Annotated in this window: 17 protein-coding genes, 6 tRNA genes and 1 other RNA gene; 16 read left to right on the top strand and 8 right to left on the bottom strand. The window is 53.2% G+C overall.

Annotated elements, in window-relative coordinates:
- Positions 1-9: 9 nt before the first annotated feature.
- Entirely contained in the window at positions 10-1251 is a 1242-nt protein-coding gene (locus QSK07_RS01110; RefSeq protein WP_013358645.1) for an Nramp family divalent metal transporter, read from the bottom strand.
- Positions 1252-1620: 369 nt separating this feature from the next.
- Between QSK07_RS01110 and QSK07_RS01105 the strand changes: the two genes are divergently transcribed.
- Positions 1621-2811 (top strand): NupC/NupG family nucleoside CNT transporter, encoded by a 1191-nt coding sequence (locus QSK07_RS01105; RefSeq protein WP_013358646.1) that lies wholly within the window; start codon positions 1621-1623, stop codon positions 2809-2811.
- A gap of 254 nt (positions 2812-3065) precedes the next feature.
- Here QSK07_RS01105 and QSK07_RS01100 read toward each other — a convergent pair.
- Positions 3066-3141: transfer RNA gene (locus QSK07_RS01100), tRNA-Ala, on the bottom strand.
- 44 nt (positions 3142-3185) lie between these two features.
- Positions 3186-3261 (bottom strand) — tRNA-Ala (locus QSK07_RS01095).
- 358 nt (positions 3262-3619) lie between these two features.
- On the opposite strand from QSK07_RS01095, the gene QSK07_RS01090 reads away from it, so the two are divergent.
- Positions 3620-4408 (top strand): formate/nitrite transporter family protein, encoded by a 789-nt coding sequence (locus tag QSK07_RS01090; RefSeq protein WP_013358647.1) that lies wholly within the window; start codon positions 3620-3622, stop codon positions 4406-4408.
- Positions 4409-4519: 111 nt separating this feature from the next.
- Positions 4520-4873 (top strand): YfeC-like transcriptional regulator, encoded by a 354-nt coding sequence (locus QSK07_RS01085; protein WP_275221116.1) that lies wholly within the window; start codon positions 4520-4522, stop codon positions 4871-4873.
- Between the two features lie 35 nt (positions 4874-4908).
- On the opposite strand, the gene gltX is transcribed toward QSK07_RS01085, so the two are convergent.
- Entirely contained in the window at positions 4909-6324 is a 1416-nt protein-coding gene (gene gltX, locus QSK07_RS01080) for a glutamate--tRNA ligase (RefSeq protein WP_285720226.1), read from the bottom strand.
- Positions 6325-6596: 272 nt separating this feature from the next.
- Here gltX and QSK07_RS01075 point away from each other — a divergent pair.
- From QSK07_RS01075 to QSK07_RS01050, 6 genes are all read left to right on the top strand, one after another.
- Positions 6597-6672 (top strand) — tRNA-Val (locus QSK07_RS01075).
- A gap of 40 nt (positions 6673-6712) precedes the next feature.
- Positions 6713-6788 (top strand) — tRNA-Val (locus QSK07_RS01070).
- 34 nt (positions 6789-6822) lie between these two features.
- A tRNA-Val gene (locus QSK07_RS01065) sits at positions 6823-6898 on the top strand.
- A gap of 4 nt (positions 6899-6902) precedes the next feature.
- Positions 6903-6978: transfer RNA gene (locus QSK07_RS01060), tRNA-Lys, on the top strand.
- 43 nt (positions 6979-7021) lie between these two features.
- Positions 7022-7154: non-coding RNA, RtT sRNA (locus QSK07_RS01055), on the top strand.
- A 319-nt stretch (positions 7155-7473) separates the two neighbouring features.
- Positions 7474-7815, top strand: coding sequence for a FlxA-like family protein (locus QSK07_RS01050; RefSeq protein WP_275221263.1), 342 nt, complete (start codon positions 7474-7476; stop codon positions 7813-7815).
- Here the strand turns inward: QSK07_RS01050 and QSK07_RS01045 are convergent.
- Positions 7812-8732 carry a LysR family transcriptional regulator gene (locus tag QSK07_RS01045; RefSeq protein ID WP_275245603.1) on the bottom strand — a complete coding sequence of 307 codons (921 nt, stop codon included), beginning with the start codon at positions 8730-8732 and terminating at the stop codon, positions 7812-7814. The genes QSK07_RS01050 and QSK07_RS01045 overlap by 4 nt on opposite strands.
- A gap of 95 nt (positions 8733-8827) precedes the next feature.
- Here QSK07_RS01045 and QSK07_RS01040 point away from each other — a divergent pair, with 95 nt between their 5' ends.
- On the top strand, positions 8828-9838 hold the full coding sequence (locus tag QSK07_RS01040) for a bile acid:sodium symporter family protein (protein WP_285720225.1): 1011 nt from the start codon (positions 8828-8830) through the stop codon (positions 9836-9838).
- A gap of 27 nt (positions 9839-9865) precedes the next feature.
- Here the strand turns inward: QSK07_RS01040 and QSK07_RS01035 are convergent, their stop codons facing one another.
- From QSK07_RS01035 to zipA, 3 genes are all read right to left on the bottom strand, one after another.
- Complete coding sequence (locus tag QSK07_RS01035) at positions 9866-10084, bottom strand: DUF3820 family protein (protein ID WP_285720224.1); 219 nt, start codon at positions 10082-10084, stop codon at positions 9866-9868.
- A 1-nt stretch (position 10085) separates the two neighbouring features.
- Entirely contained in the window at positions 10086-12104 is a 2019-nt protein-coding gene (ligA, locus tag QSK07_RS01030; protein ID WP_285720223.1) for an NAD-dependent DNA ligase LigA, read from the bottom strand.
- A 75-nt stretch (positions 12105-12179) separates the two neighbouring features.
- Positions 12180-13178 (bottom strand): cell division protein ZipA, encoded by a 999-nt coding sequence (gene zipA / locus QSK07_RS01025; RefSeq protein WP_285720222.1) that lies wholly within the window; start codon positions 13176-13178, stop codon positions 12180-12182.
- A gap of 218 nt (positions 13179-13396) precedes the next feature.
- Here zipA and cysZ point away from each other — a divergent pair, with 218 nt between their 5' ends.
- The 6 genes from cysZ to crr all read left to right on the top strand — a co-directional run bounded on the left by cysZ (position 13397) and on the right by crr (position 18351).
- Positions 13397-14164: a sulfate transporter CysZ gene (gene cysZ / locus QSK07_RS01020; RefSeq protein ID WP_098052678.1), complete on the top strand. Its 768-nt coding sequence runs from the start codon at positions 13397-13399 to the stop codon at positions 14162-14164.
- Between the two features lie 142 nt (positions 14165-14306).
- Positions 14307-15275, top strand: a complete 969-nt coding sequence (cysK, locus tag QSK07_RS01015; protein ID WP_033733457.1) for a cysteine synthase A — start codon at positions 14307-14309, stop codon at positions 15273-15275.
- 19 nt (positions 15276-15294) lie between these two features.
- The gene (locus QSK07_RS01010) at positions 15295-15489 is read left to right on the top strand and encodes a hypothetical protein (protein WP_098052676.1); all 195 of its coding nucleotides are present in this window, start codon (positions 15295-15297) and stop codon (positions 15487-15489) included.
- 172 nt (positions 15490-15661) lie between these two features.
- Positions 15662-15919: a phosphocarrier protein Hpr gene (gene ptsH / locus QSK07_RS01005; protein ID WP_003848868.1), complete on the top strand. Its 258-nt coding sequence runs from the start codon at positions 15662-15664 to the stop codon at positions 15917-15919.
- 161 nt (positions 15920-16080) lie between these two features.
- The gene (gene ptsI / locus QSK07_RS01000; RefSeq protein WP_098052675.1) at positions 16081-17808 is read left to right on the top strand and encodes a phosphoenolpyruvate-protein phosphotransferase PtsI; all 1728 of its coding nucleotides are present in this window, start codon (positions 16081-16083) and stop codon (positions 17806-17808) included.
- Positions 17809-17850: 42 nt separating this feature from the next.
- Positions 17851-18351 carry a PTS glucose transporter subunit IIA gene (gene crr / locus QSK07_RS00995; RefSeq protein ID WP_008926530.1) on the top strand — a complete coding sequence of 167 codons (501 nt, stop codon included), beginning with the start codon at positions 17851-17853 and terminating at the stop codon, positions 18349-18351.
- Positions 18352-18389 lie beyond the last annotated feature (38 nt).

Here is an 18389-nt window from a genome sequence, read left to right as displayed (position 1 = left end):
TTTGGGCCGTTACAGTCCCAGCGCTTCGCCTACCAGCAGGTAAAGATTTAGCGCAATGACCAGCAACACGATCAGTCGTCCGGTGTTCTGCATCAGGCGTGAGTTCACCATATCATCGCCCATCAGCTCGCGGTTGCCGGTAAAGGAGAGCAGCGGAATCAGCGCCAGCGCAATACCGAAACTCAGCAGCACCTGACTCATTACCAGCACCTTTGTTGGGTCCCAGCCTGCCCAGATAACAATAAAGGAAGGCAGCATGGTGACAGTTCGCCGCACCCAGAGCGGAATATGGAAACGGATAAAGCCCTGCATCACCACCTGTCCCGCCAGCGTGCCGACTACCGTTGAGGAGAGTCCGGCAGCCACCAGGCTCAGCCCAAACACCGTCGCCGCCGCCTGACCTAACAACGGTTGCAGCGTCAGATAGGCCTGGTCAAGCTCGGCGATTTTGCTGTGGCCGCTGAAGTGGAAGGCCGCCGCCGCCGTCGCCATCATCGCCAGGTTAACGAATCCGGCAATGGTCATGGCAATCGCCACATCCAGTTTAGTTGAAGAGTAACGCTGGCCTTTGCTGTCCTCGCTTTTGCCCTGTGTCAGTGCGGAGTGCAGATAAATTACGTGTGGCATAATGGTCGCGCCCAGCACACCGGCTGCCAGGAAGACGGCATCTGACGTCGGTAGCGCGGGCAGCGCCATGCCGACCACCAGCTCTTTGACGTTGGGCTGAGAAAAGAAGAGTTCGACAATATAGGCCGCCGCCACAAACAGCAGCAGTCCGCCAATCACCAGTTCCAGCGGTTTCTGACCGCGGCTCTGTAACATCAATATCAGGAACGTGGCGATGCCGGTCAGCACCGCGCCCTGCATCAGTGATATGCCGAGCAACAGTTTGAAGCCCAGCGCCGCGCCGATAAACTCCGCAAGGTCGGTGGCCATCGCAATAATTTCTGCCTGCACCCAGTAAAACCAGACGGCGGGACGAGGAAAACGATCGCGGATATGCTCGGCGAGATTTTTGCCGGTGGCGATACCCAGCTTGGCGGACATCAGCTGGATCAACATGGCCATGATGTTGGCCCACACCACCACCCACAGCAATTTGTAGCCGTATGCAGCGCCCGCCTGAATGTTGGTCGCAAAGTTGCCCGGATCGATATAGCCGATAGCGGCAATAAAGGCGGGGCCCAGCAGTGCGAGTTTGACTTTTCTGACTCCGCGAGCGGCGCGCTCGGCGGTACGACTTTCAAACATATCCGGTACCCTGTCTGAACATTTGCCTGCCCCGCCAGCTTAGGGGCAAGCATGTGCAAGTGAAATTCGTTTATTGTTATCGGTGTAATAGATGCTGCTATAAAGTATAGCCATTGCTATATCTTACAGTAAAGGAGGTGATTGCTAAAAATGTGAGCAATAGTGTCACTCTACGCCCCGTGTAAAATATAAACAATAATTATGTGGTTATCTGGCGTGAATGATTTGTAAACAGGACGTGATCTCTGGAACTTTTCTGGAAAATATAGCGATAGCGAATACTTATATTGTGGTTCAGATCTCGTTTTTAAGTAACGCGTTACATAGAATACGCAACAAAATACAACCCTCCTCAAATTTGGAGCAACCATGTCCCATATTTTGCAATTTCTTTTAGCACTGGTGGTGGTCGGGATACTCTCCTTGCTGGTCAGTCACGATCGTAAAAGCATTCGCATTCGCTACATTATACAGCTACTGGTGATTGAAATTGTGCTCGCCTGGTTCTTCCTGAACTCAGAAGCGGGACTGGGTTTCGTCAAAGGCTTCGCGGGCTTCTTTGACCATCTGTTGAAGTATGCGGCTCAGGGAACCAACTTTGTCTTTGGTAACATGAGCGACAAAGGTCTGGCCTTCTTCTTCCTCAACGTACTGTGCCCAATCGTCTTTATCTCTGCACTGATCGGTATTCTGCAGCATTTCCGTATCCTGCCGTGGGTTATCCGCGGTATCGGTACCGTGTTGTCGAAAGTTAATGGCATGGGAAAACTGGAATCTTTCAACGCCGTGAGTTCTCTGATACTGGGACAGTCAGAAAACTTCATCGCCTATAAAGATATTCTGGGCAAGATGTCACAGCGCCGGATGTACACCATGGCTGCTACCGCAATGTCGACTGTTTCGATGTCCATCGTCGGAGCCTACATGACGATGCTGCAGCCAAAATATGTGGTCGCTGCACTGGTGCTCAACATGTTCAGTACCTTTATCGTGCTGTCGCTGATCAACCCTTACCGCGTTGAGAACGAAGAAGATCTGCAGCTGCAGGATCTGCATAAAGGTCAGAGCTTCTTCGAGATGCTGGGCGAATATATCCTGGCCGGTTTCCGCGTCGCGATTATTGTTGCCGCCATGCTGATTGGCTTTATCGCGCTGATTTCAGGCCTGAATGCACTGTTTGATCTGATCTTCGGCATCAGTTTCCAGGGCGTTCTCGGCTTTGTCTTCTATCCGTTTGCCTGGATGATGGGTGTGCCTTCTGGCGAAGCGCTGCAGGTCGGCAGCATTATGGCGACCAAGCTGGTATCGAATGAGTTTGTAGCCATGATGGATCTGCAGAAAATCGCGGGTCAGCTGTCGCCAAATTCAGAAGGTATTCTGTCCGTGTTCCTGGTGTCATTCGCCAACTTCTCTTCAATCGGCATCGTTGCCGGTGCGATTAAAGGTCTGAACGAGGAACAGGGTAACGTGGTTTCCCGCTTTGGCCTGAAGCTGCTGTACGGCTCTACGCTGGTCAGCGTGCTCTCCGCCGCTATTGCCGGTCTGGTTCTGGCGTTCTGATACGGTTCTGAGCGATAAAGGGCGAGCCTGGCTCGCCCTTTTCATTTTGCGCCATCCCTGGTCAGGTCTGGGGTTAAACCGTGCGCGACGGACAGCACATTGTCCCGCCAGGGGCGCTGGAGGCGTCACAGAAAGTATTGCCAGTAAATAGCGTACGCCGCAGCGTAATGTAAATAGAGCAATGAATATTGATTCACACGAAAAGGCGAATGAAAGATAAATCAGAAGGATTTTGACAGCAACGCGTCAGAAAGTGGTGGAGATAAGCGGGATCGAACCGCTGACCTCTTGCATGCCATGCAAGCGCTCTCCCAGCTGAGCTATACCCCCACATCTGGAATCGTTTTTCAGTGCCAAACCTCTGGGAAGAAGTTTGGTGGAGCTAAGCGGGATCGAACCGCTGACCTCCTGCATGCCATGCAGGCGCTCTCCCAGCTGAGCTATAGCCCCGAACCGAAAACTGTCGCGTTAAGCGACGGACGGCATAATATGAAACCGCCTCCAGGGTGTCAACGGCAAAATGACATTCTCTGTTTGATCGCTGAAAAAGGCGGCAACCTGCGAAGTTTCAGCAGCATTCCGCAGCTGAAAATCATGTCGGCTCCGGCAGGTCCGTTTTTTAACTGTTATCCACTCTGCCGTCAGGTTAATTTCCGGTTAAATATGTTATAGGAATTTTCTTGTCTTCGTCTTTTTCGCGTGCAAAACTTGGCCCGCTAATTTAGTGGTCACCGGGACCCTCTCCCGCACACCACGCGTCCACCAGGCGTTATCGTCCCATTAATCATAAAAAAACTATTGAGATACTATGTCGCTGCATACACCTAAAGAAATCGCACAACTGGCGATCCAGTCAGGCGTGGCAAAAAGCCGTGCGCCTGTCAGCATCCTCCTGATTCTCGGCTTTATGGCGGGCGCATTTATTGCGACCGGCTTCCTGCTGGATCTTCACGTGATAAACACCCTGCCGGCTGAATGGGGCTCATTTGGTGGCCTGTTAGGTGCCGCTGTCTTCCCGGTAGGTATCATCATGACTGTACTGGCAGGTGGTGAGCTGCTGACCGGTAATATGATGACCCTGCCGGTAGCCTGGTTCGCCCGCCGTATCAGCTTTATGAGCGTGGCGCGGAACTGGTTCTGGGTGACGCTGGCGAACTTCCTCGGCAGCGTGGCTGTCGCCTGGTTCTTTGGCCATATGCTGGGCATGACCGAAGGCGATTACCTGAAAAAGACCGTTGCGATTGCCTCTGCAAAAGTTCATGCCGATTTCCTGCACGCCTTTATTTCAGGCATAGGCTGTAACTGGCTGGTGTGTCTGGCGGTGTGGCTGGCGTTTGCCAGTAAAGATGTGGTCGGCAAGATCTTCGGCATGTGGTTCCCGGTGATGGCGTTTGTTGCCATTGGCTTCCAGCACGTTGTCGCCAACATGTTTATCATCCCGGCCGCCATTTTTGCCGGTCAGATGAGCTGGGCAGAGTATCTGCCTAACTTTGTTGCCGTCTTCCTGGGCAATGCCGTGGGTGGTGCCGTCTTCGTTGGCCTGGCCTACTTCCTTGCCTTCCGCCCTGCCGCAGAACCTGCCAGCAACCCGCAGTAATCCTGTTTTGCCTTTTGTCAAAAGACAAAAGGCAAATTCAGCTTCAGTTACTTTCCCCCGTTACGTTTTGCTGTAATATGTACCGCTAATGTATTTAACAGGGATAGCATCGTGAAAAAGGAATGGCTTACTCCCGAAGAGCTGGCTGCGGAAACGGGTTACAGTCGGCAAACGGTGAATAAATGGATCAAGCGAGAGAATTGGACAACCACGCCAAAGCCCGGTGTACAAGGCGGCAAGGCGCGTCTGATTCATATTGATGAACGCGTAAAAAGTTTTATTCAGTCGACACGCAATCTCAACGAGCCTGCAGCCACCTATAGTGCAGTGGCTAATTCTTTACCAGCGTTATTGATAAGCTCCATCCAGCAAATGAGTCAGGATGAACAGGATCAGTTCACCGCGTTAATCTTACGTGAAGGGATTAAGGGCGTAATGCAGCGTCTGGGAATTGGTGAAGAGTAAAGAAACCGGAAGCGTGATGCTTCCGGCTGTGTTTATTAAGCCTGTGCTTCACGCTCACTGATAAAGGCCAGAGCCTGCTCAATACGCGCCACACTGCGGCTGCGGCCAATCGCTTCAACCGTAACGTCCAGACCCGGTGACTGGCCGGCGCCGGTCACTGCCACTCGCAGCGGCATGCCGACTTTACCCATCCCGACTTCCAGCTCATCTGCGGTGCGCTGAATCGCCTGATGGACGTTTTCAGCATTCCACTCAGTGATTGCGGCCAGCTTATCGCGCACCACTTCCAGCGGCTGACGTGCCACCGGACGAAGATGTTTCTTCGCGGCATCGGCATCAAACTCTGCAAAGTCTTCATAGAAGTAGCGGCAGGACGCCGCCATCTCTTTCAGCGTTTTGCAGCGCTCGCCCAGCAGGCTAACCAGTTTCGCCAGTTCCGGCCCGGTGCGGGTATCAATTTTCTGCTCTTCAATATGCCATTGCAGATGCGTCGCCACATATTCTGGCGGCAGCGTATTAATGTAGTGATGGTTCAGCCACTGCAGTTTCTCTGTGTTGAACGCACTGGCAGACTTGCTGACGGCGTCAAGGGTAAACAGCTCAGTCATTTCAGGCACGCTGAAAATCTCCTGATCGCCATGTGACCAGCCCAGACGAACTAGGTAGTTGAGCAACGCTTCCGGCAGATAGCCATCATCACGATACTGCATTACCCCTACCGCGCCATGACGCTTGGAGAGCTTTTTGCCATCATCACCCAGAATCATCGAGACGTGGGCATAGACCGGAACCTGTGCGCCAATGGCTTTGAGAATGTTGATCTGACGTGGTGTGTTGTTGATGTGGTCTTCACCGCGAATAACGTGCGTAATGCCCATATCCCAGTCATCCACCACGACGCAGAAGTTGTAGGTTGGCGAACCATCGGTACGGCGGATGATCAAATCATCGAGTTCCTGGTTACTGAACTCGATCGGGCCGCGGATCTGGTCGTCAAAGATAACCGAACCGTCCTGTGGATTACGGAAACGTACCACGCACGGCTCATCATCGGCATGATGTTCATGGCTGTCACGGCAGCGTCCGTCATAACGCGGCTTTTCGTTGTTGGCCATTTGCGCTTCACGCAGGGCTTCCAGGCGCTCTTTAGAGCAGTAGCATTTGTATGCCGTGCCCGCTTCCAGCATTTCATCAATGACCGCGTTGTAGCGATCAAAACGTTTAGTCTGGTAGTAAGGGCCTTCGTTCCAGTCGAGGCTCAGCCAGTTCATGCCATCCATGATGGCTTCGATAGCTTCCGGCGTGGAGCGTTCCAGATCGGTATCTTCAATACGCAGCACGAACTCGCCCTGGTTGTGACGGGCAAAGAGCCAGGAGTAAAGTGCGGTACGGGCGCCACCGACATGCAGATAGCCGGTCGGGCTGGGCGCGAAGCGTGTTTTGATTTTCATTGAGTATTGCCTTAGATGCGCGGGTTCTCTGTCTGGATGACAAAAAACAGGTTAGACGCGAAAAAACAGTGGGCACATTCTAGCATCTGACGGTGAATCCTCAATGCATGCCCGACGGTTGCCCTCCGGGAAAAGGCGCTTTTCTGCCAGTAAAACCAGCACATTGACCAAAAGCGCGACAGGATGTTTAAAAATAAACCGAACGCACATTTATGTTTTAAAAAGCGTTGACTCAAAATCAACTATCCCTATAATGCGACTCCACACAGCGGGGGTGATTAGCTCAGTTGGTAGAGCATCTCCCTTACAAGGAGGGGGTCGGCGGTTCGAACCCGTCATCACCCACCACTCTTAACAGGGTGCCCGCAGTGAACAGGTATGAAGATATGGGTGATTAGCTCAGTTGGTAGAGCATCTCCCTTACAAGGAGGGGGTCGGCGGTTCGAACCCGTCATCACCCACCATATCTTGCCTGTCAGCAGTATCGAAGTACGAAGTGGGTGATTAGCTCAGTTGGTAGAGCATCTCCCTTACAAGGAGGGGGTCGGCGGTTCGAACCCGTCATCACCCACCACTTCGGGTCGTTAGCTCAGTTGGTAGAGCAGTTGACTTTTAATCAATTGGTCGCAGGTTCGAATCCTGCACGACCCACCAATTCAGAATAAAGCGCCTTTTGGGCGCTTTTTTCGTTTCCGGGGCACGAACTAAATCGTGCAGGATGAGAACCTGCTGCAGGTTCGACTGAATCGCCCGACGATTCAGGCTGATGCGACAGCATCACCCGGAGGGCGAGGCCCGGATGGGCCGAGGCTATCATGCACGACCCACCAATTCAGAATAAAGCGCCTTTTGGGCGCTTTATTCGTTTCCGGGGCACGAACTTAACCGTGCAGGATGAGAACCTGCTGCAGGTTCGACTGAATCGCCCGACGATTCAGGCTGATGCGACAGCATCACCCGGATGGGCCGAGGCTATCCTGCACGACTCACTCATTCAGAATAAAGCGCCTTATGAGCGCTTTTTTTTCTGCTGCGCTGACATCGGCTTCTTAAATAAGCGCCTGCCTTTTCGAAACCTTAACAATCTACGCTCTCAAGTCGTTTCGCAGTGTGCCGATAACGTATGTGACGACTTACAGGGAGAAAATGATGTCTTCAATTTCCGGAATTTTAAGCAGTGCGGTCAGTAGCGGTGACAGCGGCGGCGGCAGTGTGGCCTCGCAGGTTGCGGCGCTGAATAAACAGATTCAGAGTGTGTTAACCCAGGTTAAGGAGCTGGCTGACAATAAAGAACTGACTGACGAACAGAAGTCTGAGATGCAGCAGATGTACCAGTCACAAATCACCATGCTGCAGGCACAGATTGCGCAACTGGAACAGAAGCAGGCTGAAAAGGATCAGCCAAAAAGTGACAGTTCATCCGTCAGTGAGATCAAAGCGGACGGGATTAACCGCCCAACCGATACTAACAAAGTTAACGTTTATATCTAAAACGCCGGTTTAACCGCGCGTTGTTGCGCCAGCAGCATCGCCTGCTGGCGCACCTCCTGCCAGATCGCTTCGGCAGCCGGGGTCAGCGAGCGGTTTTTACGTTTAATCAGCGTCAGGCTACGATTGATTTCCGGATAGAGACGCCGCACCGTGAGGGCGCGATCCGCTGGTAAGGGTAACGCCAGCGCAGGCAGAATACTGATGCCGATTCCCACCTCTACCATCGGGAACAGCGTGGCGGGATGACCAATCTCCTGCACGACTTCAGCCTTGATATTCTGCTGCTGCATTGCCGCATCAATCAAAACCCGACTGCCGGAAGCGTAATCCTGCAATACCATAGTGCAGCCATCCAGCATCGCCCATTCAGCCCTTTCCACTTTCGCCAGCGGATCATCCTCGCGACATAACAGCAGGAAAGGCTCATCCAGAATCGCGATGCTATCGAAATCGCTGTCGCTGAGTGGCCCAATCACGATCCCGAAATCGACTTCGGCGTTACGCACACTTTGCAGCACCCATTGCTGGGCACGATCGTGAAGAATCACTTTGATATCGGGAAAATGGTGCTGGCTGGCAGCCAGACATTGCGGCATCAGATGCGCAGAAATGGTCTGGCTGGCTGCCACTCTGACTGTACCACTGCGCTGCTCGCCAAAACTTCGGATGTCCAGTAGCGTCGTATGAATCTCTTCCAGCAGGCGCTCCATACGGGACGCCAGCTGTTTTCCCGCCTCCGTCAGCATGACCTCCCGGGTGGTTCTGTCCAGCAACCGCACGCCGGTTTCAGCTTCCAGTTCTTTAATACTGTGGCTGACTGCAGACTGACTCAGGCCTATCGCCTGTCCTGCCTGACTGAAACCACCATAATGGGCCACGGCAATAAACGTTCGCAGCTGACGCAGGGTGTAATTCATCGATTACGCTCATAGATTAATTCAATAAATCAATTTTATTTCTAAAAAGACTTGCCGCACAATCGGGTTATTGAATAATTTACCGGAATTTAACAATGGGCTTTTTAAAACTCGACCCGATGATGGTTAAACTGATCATCATCGTGCTGCTGGCCTCTTTCCTGCCAGCAAAAGGGATCTATGTTGATATCTTCAGTTACCTCGCGACGGCAGCGATAGCGCTGCTGTTCTTTATGCACGGCGCCAAGCTCTCGCGTGAAAAGATCATCGCAGGCAGCAGTCACTGGCAGCTGCATCTGTGGATCATGTTCAGCACCTTTGTGCTGTTTCCGGCGCTGGGCCTGCTGCTGGTCTGGTGGCATCCGGTTAATGTCGGTCCGGAAATTTATACGGGTTTTATCTACCTCTGTATCCTGCCGGCTACCGTCCAGTCTGCCATCGCGTTTACCTCAATGGCGGGCGGTAACGTTGCCGCAGCGGTGTGCAGCGCCTCGGCATCGAGCCTGCTGGGTGTCTTTATTTCGCCGTTGCTGGTGAATCTGGTCATGGATATCCACAGCAACGCGCCGAGCGATGGTCTTGAACAAATTGGCAAGATTATGCTGCAACTGATGGTGCCTTTCATTCTGGGTCACCTCTCACGTCGCTGGATCGGTGGCTGGATTGAGAAACACCGCAGCCTGATTGGCAAAACTGACCAGACTTCGATTCTGCTGGTAGTCTATTCCGCCTTCAGTGAAGCGGTAGTGAACGGCATCTGGCATCGCGTTGGCCTGACGACGCTGTTGTGGATTGTGGCGGGATCGATCGTCCTGCTCACAGCTGTGCTAATCATCAACCTGCTGGCTTCGCGTCTGTTCCGCTTTAAGCGCGCCGATGAGATTGTGGTGCTGTTTTGTGGCTCTAAGAAGAGTCTGGCGAATGGGGTGCCAATGGCGAATATTCTGTTCCCGGCCAGTACGGTGGGGATTATTGTGCTGCCGCTGATGATTTTCCATCAGGTACAGCTGATGGTCTGCTCGTTTATTGCCGGACGCTACAAGAAGACCAATGAGAAACAGCAGGCTCTGCAGGTGAAAGATTCAGTGATGGAGTCACAGAAGTAAAACCGTTGCCCGCCTGCGCGGGCACTTTTACTTACGGGTCTGGAGCGGTTTAACTAATCCTTCCAGGCCCTCTGTTTTTATGGTCAGGGTCAGCTGCATCAAATCGCCAAGCATGCCGGAAGGAAAGTCACCGCTGCGGGCAAACCACAGCAGATAGGGTTCAGGCAGATCGATCAGCATCCGCCCTTTGTATTTGCCAAACGGCATAGGCGTATTGGCAATCGCCACCAGCTGATGCTCATCCATCTCAGGCTCCCAGCAGTCGGATCATTTCCGCTTCATCAATTACCTCTATACCCAGCTCCTGTGCTTTCGCCAGCTTTGAACCAGCCGCTTCACCGGCAATCAGCAGATCGGTTTTCTTCGATACGCTGCCGCTGACTTTTGCCCCCAGCGCGATCAGCTGCGCTTTGGCATCATCGCGGTTCATCTGCGACAGTGAGCCGGTCAGCACCACCGTTTTACCGGCGAACGGACTGTCGATCTCTTCGGCTTTCACTACTACCACCTGCGGCCAGTGAATGCCAATGTCGTCTGTCAGCTGGCGGATAACCTCACGGTTACTCTCCTCCTCCATGAAGTTGCGCACGTGTGCGGCAACAACTTTGCCGACATCTGGCACGGCAATCAGTGCCTCAAGATCGGCATCCATCACCTTTTGCAATTCACCAAAATGGTTAGCCAGATTGGCGGCAGTAGCCTCACCCACCTCGCGAATGCCCAGCGCATAAAGGAAACGCGCCAGCGTGGTCGACTTTGCTTTCTCCAGCGCGTCGACGATATTCTGTGCCGATTTTGGTCCCATACGATCCAGTCCGGTCAGCTTGCCGGCCGTGAGGCGGAACAGATCGGCGGGTGTATCGACGTACTCTTTTTCCACCAGCTGATCGATAATCTTATCGCCCATACCATCCACATCCAGCGCCCGACGCGAGACAAAGTGCTTCAGTGCTTCTTTGCGTTGCGCCCCGCAGATCAGACCGCCGGTGCAGCGCGTGACCGACTCGCCTTCGACCCGCTCCACCTCGGAACCACAGACCGGGCAATGGGCAGGAAAGACCACTTCACGCGTCTCTTCCGGGCGCTCCGCGATCACCACATTAACCACCTGCGGGATCACATCACCGGCGCGGCGAATCACGACGCGGTCGCCAATGCGTAATCCCAGCCGCTCGATTTCATCCGCATTATGCAGCGTGGCATTGCTGACGATGACGCCCGCCACCTGAACCGGCTCAAGACGAGCCACCGGCGTGATAGCGCCCGTGCGGCCAACCTGGAATTCGACATCCCGCACCCAGGTCAGCTGTTCCTGTGCCGGGAATTTGAAAGCAATCGCCCAGCGCGGTGCGCGCGCCACAAAGCCCAGTTGCTCCTGCAATACCTGTGAATCGACCTTGATCACCACGCCATCGATATCGAAACCCAGGTTCGGACGCTGTTGCTCAATATCACGGTAGAAAGCCAGGGCTTCTTCGGCATTGTGCACCAGCTTAATGCGGTCGCTGACCGGCAGGCCCCAGGCTTTGAACTGTTGCAGGCGCCCCATGTGACTGTGCGGCATCTCCCCGCCTTCCAGCAGGCCGAAACCGTAGCAGAAGAAGGTCAGCGGACGTTTAGCGGTAATGCGCGGATCAAGCTGACGCAAAGATCCTGCTGCTGCGTTGCGCGGGTTAGCAAAAACTTTGCCGTCAGTGCGTCGCGCTTCCTCATTCAGCTTTTCGAAGCCGCGCTGCGTCATAAATATTTCACCGCGTACTTCCAGCCGGGCCGGGATATTGTCGCCTTTTAGCCGCAGTGGGATAGCGCGAATGGTACGAACGTTGGCGGTAATGTTCTCGCCGGTCGTGCCATCACCGCGCGTCGCGGCCCGGACCAGCAGGCCATTTTCATACATCAGGCTGACCGCAGCACCATCGAGCTTGAGTTCACAGCAGTAGGTGATGTCGTCACTGCTTTTCAGTCGATCCTGCACCCGCTTGTTGAAGGCCATGAACGTGGCTTCATCAAAAACATTATCCAGCGACAGCATCGGGACTTCATGGCGGACCTGCTCAAATACCGTCAGCGGCGCAGCCCCTACGCGTTGCGTCGGCGAGTCCGGGGTAATGAGATCGGGGTGTTCCTCTTCCAGCTGACGCAGTTCGCGCATCAGACGATCGTATTCGGCATCCGGCACTTCCGGGGCATCCATAACGTGATAGAGATATTCGTGATGGCGCAACGTGGTGCGCAGTTCGGTGATGTGATCCTGGACGGATTTCATATAGCCCCATCAGATAAAAAACCCCCGACAGGCGGGGGTTTATTTAAACAATTCAGATAGCGGTCAGCGCAGGTCTCAGACGCCAACCACATCGCGAATACGCGCTTTGTAGGTTTCCAGCTTCTGCGGCGTCATCATGCGACGCTCATCATCCAGCACAACGCCGCCAACGTCATCAGCGATACGCTGTGCCGACTGCAGCATCAGTTTGAAGTTCTGATTCGCGTCACCATAAGAAGGCACCATCATGAAGATAGAGATGCCTGGCGTGCTGAAATCGGTCATCAGGTCGGGGTTGAACGAGCCAGGCTTAACCATGTTAGCCAGACTGAACAGGACCGGACCGCTGCCTGCCGGACTGAGATGACGATGGAAAATGTTCATTTCACCAAACTGGAAGCCCGCCTGCAGGATACCCTGGAGTAAGGCCTCACCGTTCAGCTCACCACCCGAGTGAGCGGCAACATGCAGCACCAGTACCGCTTCTTTCGGTTTTTCCGCTGGCGGTTTCGCTGCAGGCTGTAAAGGCGCGGGAGCCGGGGTTACTTCAGGCTGTGGCTCAGGTTCTGCCTGGTACTGCGGAGCAGGCTGCACAGATTCCAGCGGATCGAGATCCAGCAGCGGGTCAGCCTGAACTGGCGGCGCGACAAATGTCGGCGCAGGCTGCTGACGAACCGGTTCGGGACGCGGCTGCGGAGCAGGCTTCGGTGCCGTGTTGAAAAGCGGATCGCTTTCTGGTTCAGGTTGCGGTGCGGGTCGTGGCGCAGGCTGACGCACAGGCTCAGCAGGCGCTTGCTTACGCGGCGCTTCTGGCTGTGGCTCACGAATCTCATCGAAACGCGGTTCCTGATGTGTGCTGCGATCAGAACGAACACGAACCTCGCCGACGCCGTCATCTTCGTCGTCCATCAGGTCCTGCTCATCATGTTCTTCACGTTGTTTCAGACGTTTGTGCGGGCGATCGCGGAACACTGACGAACGCTCTTTACGGCTGGTCCACAGCCCGTGAAGAAGGAGCGCTATAATGGCGATCGCGCCAACAACGATTAATATCAGACGCAAATCCTGCATCATTGTATTCTCTGTTGTTCCAATACCTTGCCACCGCGGCAAACTTTATCCTCTAACTGTATTTGCCCTGCTACACAAGTGCAAGTCTGTGCACTATTTTCTGACAAATAAGATAGGCAACCCACGCTTTTTCGCTGTTTTTTTACCCAAACGGCACCTGGCCCGGAGAAAAAGCCAGGTTATAGTGGGCGCGCCTTAACACTTTCAGGAGAAATGGCTCTATGGCCCTTGAGAATTCGGTCTCAGATTTTAACGGCATGCACTACTTTAGCCAGGGCTGGAAACTGGTCCGTCTGCCTGGTATTCGCCGTTTTGTGGTGATGCCGCTGCTGATAAACATTTTCATGCTCGGTGGCGCATTCATCTGGCTGTTCTATCGTCTCGGTGACTGGATCCCACGCCTGATGGCCCATATTCCCGACTGGCTGCAGTGGCTGAGCTATCTGTTATGGCCACTGTCGGTGATTGCGATTGTGCTGGTGTTCAGCTACTTCTTCTCGACGCTGGCAAACCTGATTGCCGCCCCTTTCTGCGGCCTGCTGGCAGAACAGCTCGAAGGCCGTCTGACCGGCAAGTCCCTGCCCGACAGCGGCTGGGCAGGAATGATCAAAGATGTGCCGCGTATCATGAAGCGCGAGATGCAAAAGCTGGGCTATTATCTGCCCCGCGCGCTGGGACTGCTGCTGCTCTACTTTATTCCTGGCTTTGGTCAGACAGTTGCGCCCGTTCTGTGGTTCCTGTTCAGTGCCTGGATGTTATCCATTCAATATTGCGACTATCCATTCGATAACCATAAAGTGCCGTTTCAGCAGATGCGGAACGCCCTGCGTCGCCACAAAACCGCCAATATGCAGTTCGGCGCACTTACCAGCCTGTTCACTATGATTCCGATTCTGAACCTCGTGATTATGCCGGTTGCCGTTTGCGGTGCCACCGCCATGTGGGTTGATCGCTACCGGCCGCAGCTGGCACGCAACGAGGTGCGCTAGACGCATCAGCGATGCCTTATGCTCTTTTTCGCAGGGCTTATTGCCGGGGGACATATAGATATACGATTTCTTTCCTTCCGCCCCCAGGCAGAACAGGTATGCTCATAGGGTTCCCAATAATTCATACAGTTAAGGGCAGGCTATGAGTAAGATCTATGAAGACAACTCTTTGACAATTGGTCATACGCCGCTGGTTCGACTGAACCGCATCGGTAACGGCCGCATTCTTGCGAAAGTGGAATCCCGTAACCCGAGCTTCAGCATTAAATGCCGTATCGGTGCCAATATGATTTGGGACGCTGAGAAACGCGGTATTCTGAAACCCGGCATTGAACTGGTTGAACCGACCAGCGGTAATACCGGTATTGCGCTGGCCTACGTGGCCGCTGCGCGCGGTTACAAACTCACGCTGACCATGCCGGAAACGATGTCGGTGGAACGTCGTAAGCTGCTGAAGGCGCTGGGCGCGAAGCTGGTTCTGACCGAAGGTGCCAAAGGCATGAAAGGTGCCATCGGCAAAGCGGAAGAGATTGTCGCCAGTGACCCGGATAAATATGTGCTGCTGCAGCAGTTCAGCAATCCGGCTAACCCGGAAATTCATGAAAAGACTACCGGCCCGGAAATCTGGGAAGACACCGATGGCGAAGTGGATGTCTTTATTGCGGGTGTCGGCACTGGCGGCACGCTGACCGGCGTGAGTCGCTACATCAAAAACACTAAAGGCAAAAAAGATCTGATTACCGTCGCGGTTGAACCGACCGATTCGCCGGTGATCGCGCAGGCGCTGGCGGGTGAAGAGATTAAACCCGGCCCGCACAAAATTCAGGGTATTGGTGCCGGTTTTATTCCAGGTAACCTTGAACTGAACCTGGTTGACCGCGTAGTGGCCATTACCAATGAAGAAGCGATCAGTACGGCGCGCAGGCTAATGGAAGAAGAAGGCATCCTTGCCGGTATCTCATCCGGTGCTGCCGTCGCCGCAGCGCTGAAGCTGCAGGAAGACGAAACCTTCGCAAATAAAAACATCGTGGTGATTCTGCCCTCCTCTGGCGAACGCTATCTGAGTACCGCTCTGTTCGCCGATCTCTTCACTGAGAAAGAGCTGCAGTAGCCGGGCCGATAGTCTGAAAATGTCGAAAAAAGCACCCATCCGGGTGCTTTTTTGTGGTGCAGATCTCACTTTCGCCACCCGGCAGATTGATTTCGGTGATGCCGATCTGGTATTCAGACTGCCAATTATTTCGATGCCTGAAATTAATCCGCGCTTGAAGTGGATCAAGCTGAATCGATTTACGGATTTAGTGAAACGGCGAATCACGGCATAATTAACCGGTGACGTGTAGAATCGGTTTTGAGACGCAACGGATTGTAGATTTGACGCATGCGCGTCTTTGGTCAGCATGACGCTATACCCGCGCACCTACACAGGCTAAAGTGAAGGCTCCAGGCTAGACTTTAGATCCATAACACTCATCCTGATAACGTTGGGGAAATAGAATGTTCCAGCAAGAAGTTACCATTACTGCACCAAACGGTCTGCATACTCGCCCAGCTGCGCAATTCGTTAAAGAAGCCAAAGCTTTCCAGTCAGAAATCACCGTGACCTCTAACGGCAAATCAGCGAGCGCGAAAAGCCTGTTTAAACTGCAGACGCTGGGTTTAACCCAGGGAACCGTTGTGACCCTTTCAGCGGAAGGTGAAGACGAGCAGAAAGCAGTTGAGCATCTGGTCAAACTGATGGCTGAACTGGAGTAATCTCCGTTCAGCTATCCAGCCAATTGACTCCTCTGCGCCATTGAGTGCAAACATCTTGATCGCGGACAACCTGTCCGCGTTATTGCTTTCGTAGAGTACGTGTCCCGCGACAATGGCACCGCAAAGAGTCCCATCAGCCATCGTGATTAAAAGGTAGCGTTATGATTTCAGGCATTTTAGCATCACCAGGTATCGCTTTCGGCAAAGCACTGCTGCTGAAAGAAGACGAGATCGTCATCAACCGCAAGAAAATTTCTGATGACCAGGTTGAGCAGGAAGTTCAGCGCTTCCTCGATGGCCGTAGCAAAGCGGCATTACAACTGGAAGCGATTCGCGTCAAAGCGGGTGAAACCCTCGGTGAAGAGAAAGCAGCCATCTTCGAAGGCCACATCATGTTGCTGGAAGATGAAGAGCTGGAGCAGGAAATCATCGACCTGATCAAAAAAGAACACGCTTCTGCCGATGCTGCTGCTTATTCGGTCATCGATGGCCAGGCGAAAGCGCTGGAAGAGTTAGATGACGAATACCTGAAAGAGCGTGCGGCTGACGTGCGTGACATCGGTAAGCGTCTGCTGCAAAACATTCTCGGTCTGCACATCGTTGACCTGAGCGCTATTCCGGATGAATCCATTCTGGTGGCCAAAGATTTAACGCCGTCAGAAACCGCACAGCTGAACCTGAAAAAGGTGCTGGGCTTTATCACCGATCTGGGTGGCCGTACCTCACATACCTCGATCATGGCGCGCTCGCTGGAAATCCCGGCCATTGTCGGTACCGGCAATGTGACCGTCACGGTTAAAAACGGCGATTTCCTGATCCTGGATGGCGTTAACAATGCAATTCACGTCAATCCTTCAGAAGCGATTCAGGAAGAGCTGAAAGCTGTACAGAACCAGTATCTGTCGGAAAAACACGAATTAGCCAAGCTGAAAGATCTGCCAGCCGTGACGCTGGATGGCCATCAGGTTGAAGTCTGTGCCAACATCGGTACTGTGCGTGATATCGCCGGTGCTGAGCGTAACGGCGCGGAAGGTGTAGGTCTCTACCGCACCGAATTCCTGTTTATGGACCGCGACTCGCTGCCCAGCGAAGAAGAGCAGTTCCAGGCGTATAAAGCCGTTGCTGAAGCGATGGGTTCACAGGCCGTTATCGTGCGTACCATGGATATCGGCGGTGACAAAGATTTGCCTTACATGAACCTGCCGAAAGAAGAGAACCCGTTCCTCGGCTGGCGTGCTATCCGTATTGCAATGGACCGCAAAGAGATTCTGCATGCACAGCTGCGTGCCATCCTGCGCGCCTCCTCCTTCGGTAAACTGCGCATCATGTTCCCGATGATCATTTCGGTTGAAGAAGTACGCAGCCTGAAAGCGGAACTGGACCTGCTGAAAGCGCAGTTGCGTGAAGAAGGTAAAGCCTTTGATGAAAGCATCGAAGTCGGCATCATGGTAGAGACTCCGGCTTCAGCCGTCATTGCCCATCATCTGGCGAAGGAAGTCGACTTCTTCAGTATTGGGACAAACGATCTGACGCAGTATACTCTGGCGGTTGATCGTGGTAATGATTTGATCTCACACCTGTACAACCCAATGACGCCGTCTGTGCTTAACTTAATCAAGCAAGTCATTGATGCATCTCACGCTGAAGGTAAATGGACCGGCATGTGTGGTGAGCTGGCAGGTGATGAACGTGCTACACTACTGTTACTGGGAATGGGGCTGGACGAGTTCAGCATGAGTGCCATTTCTATCCCTGGCATCAAGAAAATCATTCGTAATACTAATTTTGAAGATGCGAAGGCATTGGCAGAGCAGGCACTGGCTCAACCGACAGCGGAAGACTTAATGAACCTGGTTAACAAGTTCATTAAGGAAAAAACGCTCTGCTAACCTGTATGATGCTGGCCCCAAATTACTGCTTAGGAGAAGATCATGGGTTTGTTTTCTAAACTTTTTGGCGAAAAAACGGATAGCGCTGGGACAATCGACATCGTAGCGCCTCTGTCAGGCGAAATCGTGAACATTGAAGACGTACCAGATGTGGTGTTTGCAGAAAAAATCGTGGGCGACGGTATTGCGATCAAACCCAGCGGCAACAAAATGGTTGCGCCTGTTGATGGCACTATCGGCAAGATTTTTGAAACCAATCACGCTTTTTCGATCGAATCAGATAACGGCATCGAGCTGTTCGTCCACTTCGGTATCGATACGGTTGAACTGAAAGGTGAAGGCTTCAAACGCATTGCTGAAGAAGGCCAGAAGGTCAAAAAAGGCGACGTGGTTATTGAGTTCGATCTGCCGTTGCTGGAAGAGAAAGCAAAATCAACCCTGACACCGGTTGTCATCTCCAACATGGATGAAATCAAGGAATTGATTAAGCTGTCTGGCCAGGTCACCGTTGGCGAAACGCCGGTGATTCGCATCAGAAAGTAAGCATTCGTCTATAACATAACGGCACCTGCGGGTGCCGT

Source organism: Pantoea sp. QMID4 (genome assembly GCF_030270445.1).
Taxonomy (GTDB): Bacteria; Pseudomonadota; Gammaproteobacteria; order Enterobacterales; family Enterobacteriaceae; genus Pantoea; species Pantoea vagans.
Note: the sequence above shows the minus strand (reverse complement) of the source record. Positions and strands in the feature narration are given on the sequence as shown.

Excerpts from the sequence above, each read along its gene's own strand:
- QSK07_RS01010 (WP_098052676.1), top strand. The coding sequence starts at position 15,295 with ATGTCGAAAAAAGCACCCATCCGGGTGCTTTTTTGTGGTGCAGATCTC.
- ptsI (WP_098052675.1), top strand. The coding sequence starts at position 16,081 with ATGATTTCAGGCATTTTAGCATCACCAGGTATCGCTTTCGGCAAAGCA.
- gltX (WP_285720226.1), bottom strand. The coding sequence starts at position 6,324 with ATGAAAATCAAAACACGCTTCGCGCCCAGCCCGACCGGCTATCTGCAT.
- ligA (WP_285720223.1), bottom strand. The coding sequence starts at position 12,104 with ATGAAATCCGTCCAGGATCACATCACCGAACTGCGCACCACGTTGCGC.
- QSK07_RS01105 (WP_013358646.1), top strand. The coding sequence starts at position 1,621 with ATGTCCCATATTTTGCAATTTCTTTTAGCACTGGTGGTGGTCGGGATA.
- QSK07_RS01045 (WP_275245603.1), bottom strand. The coding sequence starts at position 8,732 with ATGAATTACACCCTGCGTCAGCTGCGAACGTTTATTGCCGTGGCCCAT.
- cysK (WP_033733457.1), top strand. The coding sequence starts at position 14,307 with ATGAGTAAGATCTATGAAGACAACTCTTTGACAATTGGTCATACGCCG.
- cysZ (WP_098052678.1), top strand. The coding sequence starts at position 13,397 with ATGGCCCTTGAGAATTCGGTCTCAGATTTTAACGGCATGCACTACTTT.
- QSK07_RS01110 (WP_013358645.1), bottom strand. The coding sequence starts at position 1,251 with ATGTTTGAAAGTCGTACCGCCGAGCGCGCCGCTCGCGGAGTCAGAAAA.
- ptsH (WP_003848868.1), top strand. The coding sequence starts at position 15,662 with ATGTTCCAGCAAGAAGTTACCATTACTGCACCAAACGGTCTGCATACT.
- QSK07_RS01040 (WP_285720225.1), top strand. The coding sequence starts at position 8,828 with ATGGGCTTTTTAAAACTCGACCCGATGATGGTTAAACTGATCATCATC.
- crr (WP_008926530.1), top strand. The coding sequence starts at position 17,851 with ATGGGTTTGTTTTCTAAACTTTTTGGCGAAAAAACGGATAGCGCTGGG.
- QSK07_RS01035 (WP_285720224.1), bottom strand. The coding sequence starts at position 10,084 with ATGGATGAGCATCAGCTGGTGGCGATTGCCAATACGCCTATGCCGTTT.
- QSK07_RS01050 (WP_275221263.1), top strand. The coding sequence starts at position 7,474 with ATGTCTTCAATTTCCGGAATTTTAAGCAGTGCGGTCAGTAGCGGTGAC.
- QSK07_RS01090 (WP_013358647.1), top strand. The coding sequence starts at position 3,620 with ATGTCGCTGCATACACCTAAAGAAATCGCACAACTGGCGATCCAGTCA.
- zipA (WP_285720222.1), bottom strand. The coding sequence starts at position 13,178 with ATGATGCAGGATTTGCGTCTGATATTAATCGTTGTTGGCGCGATCGCC.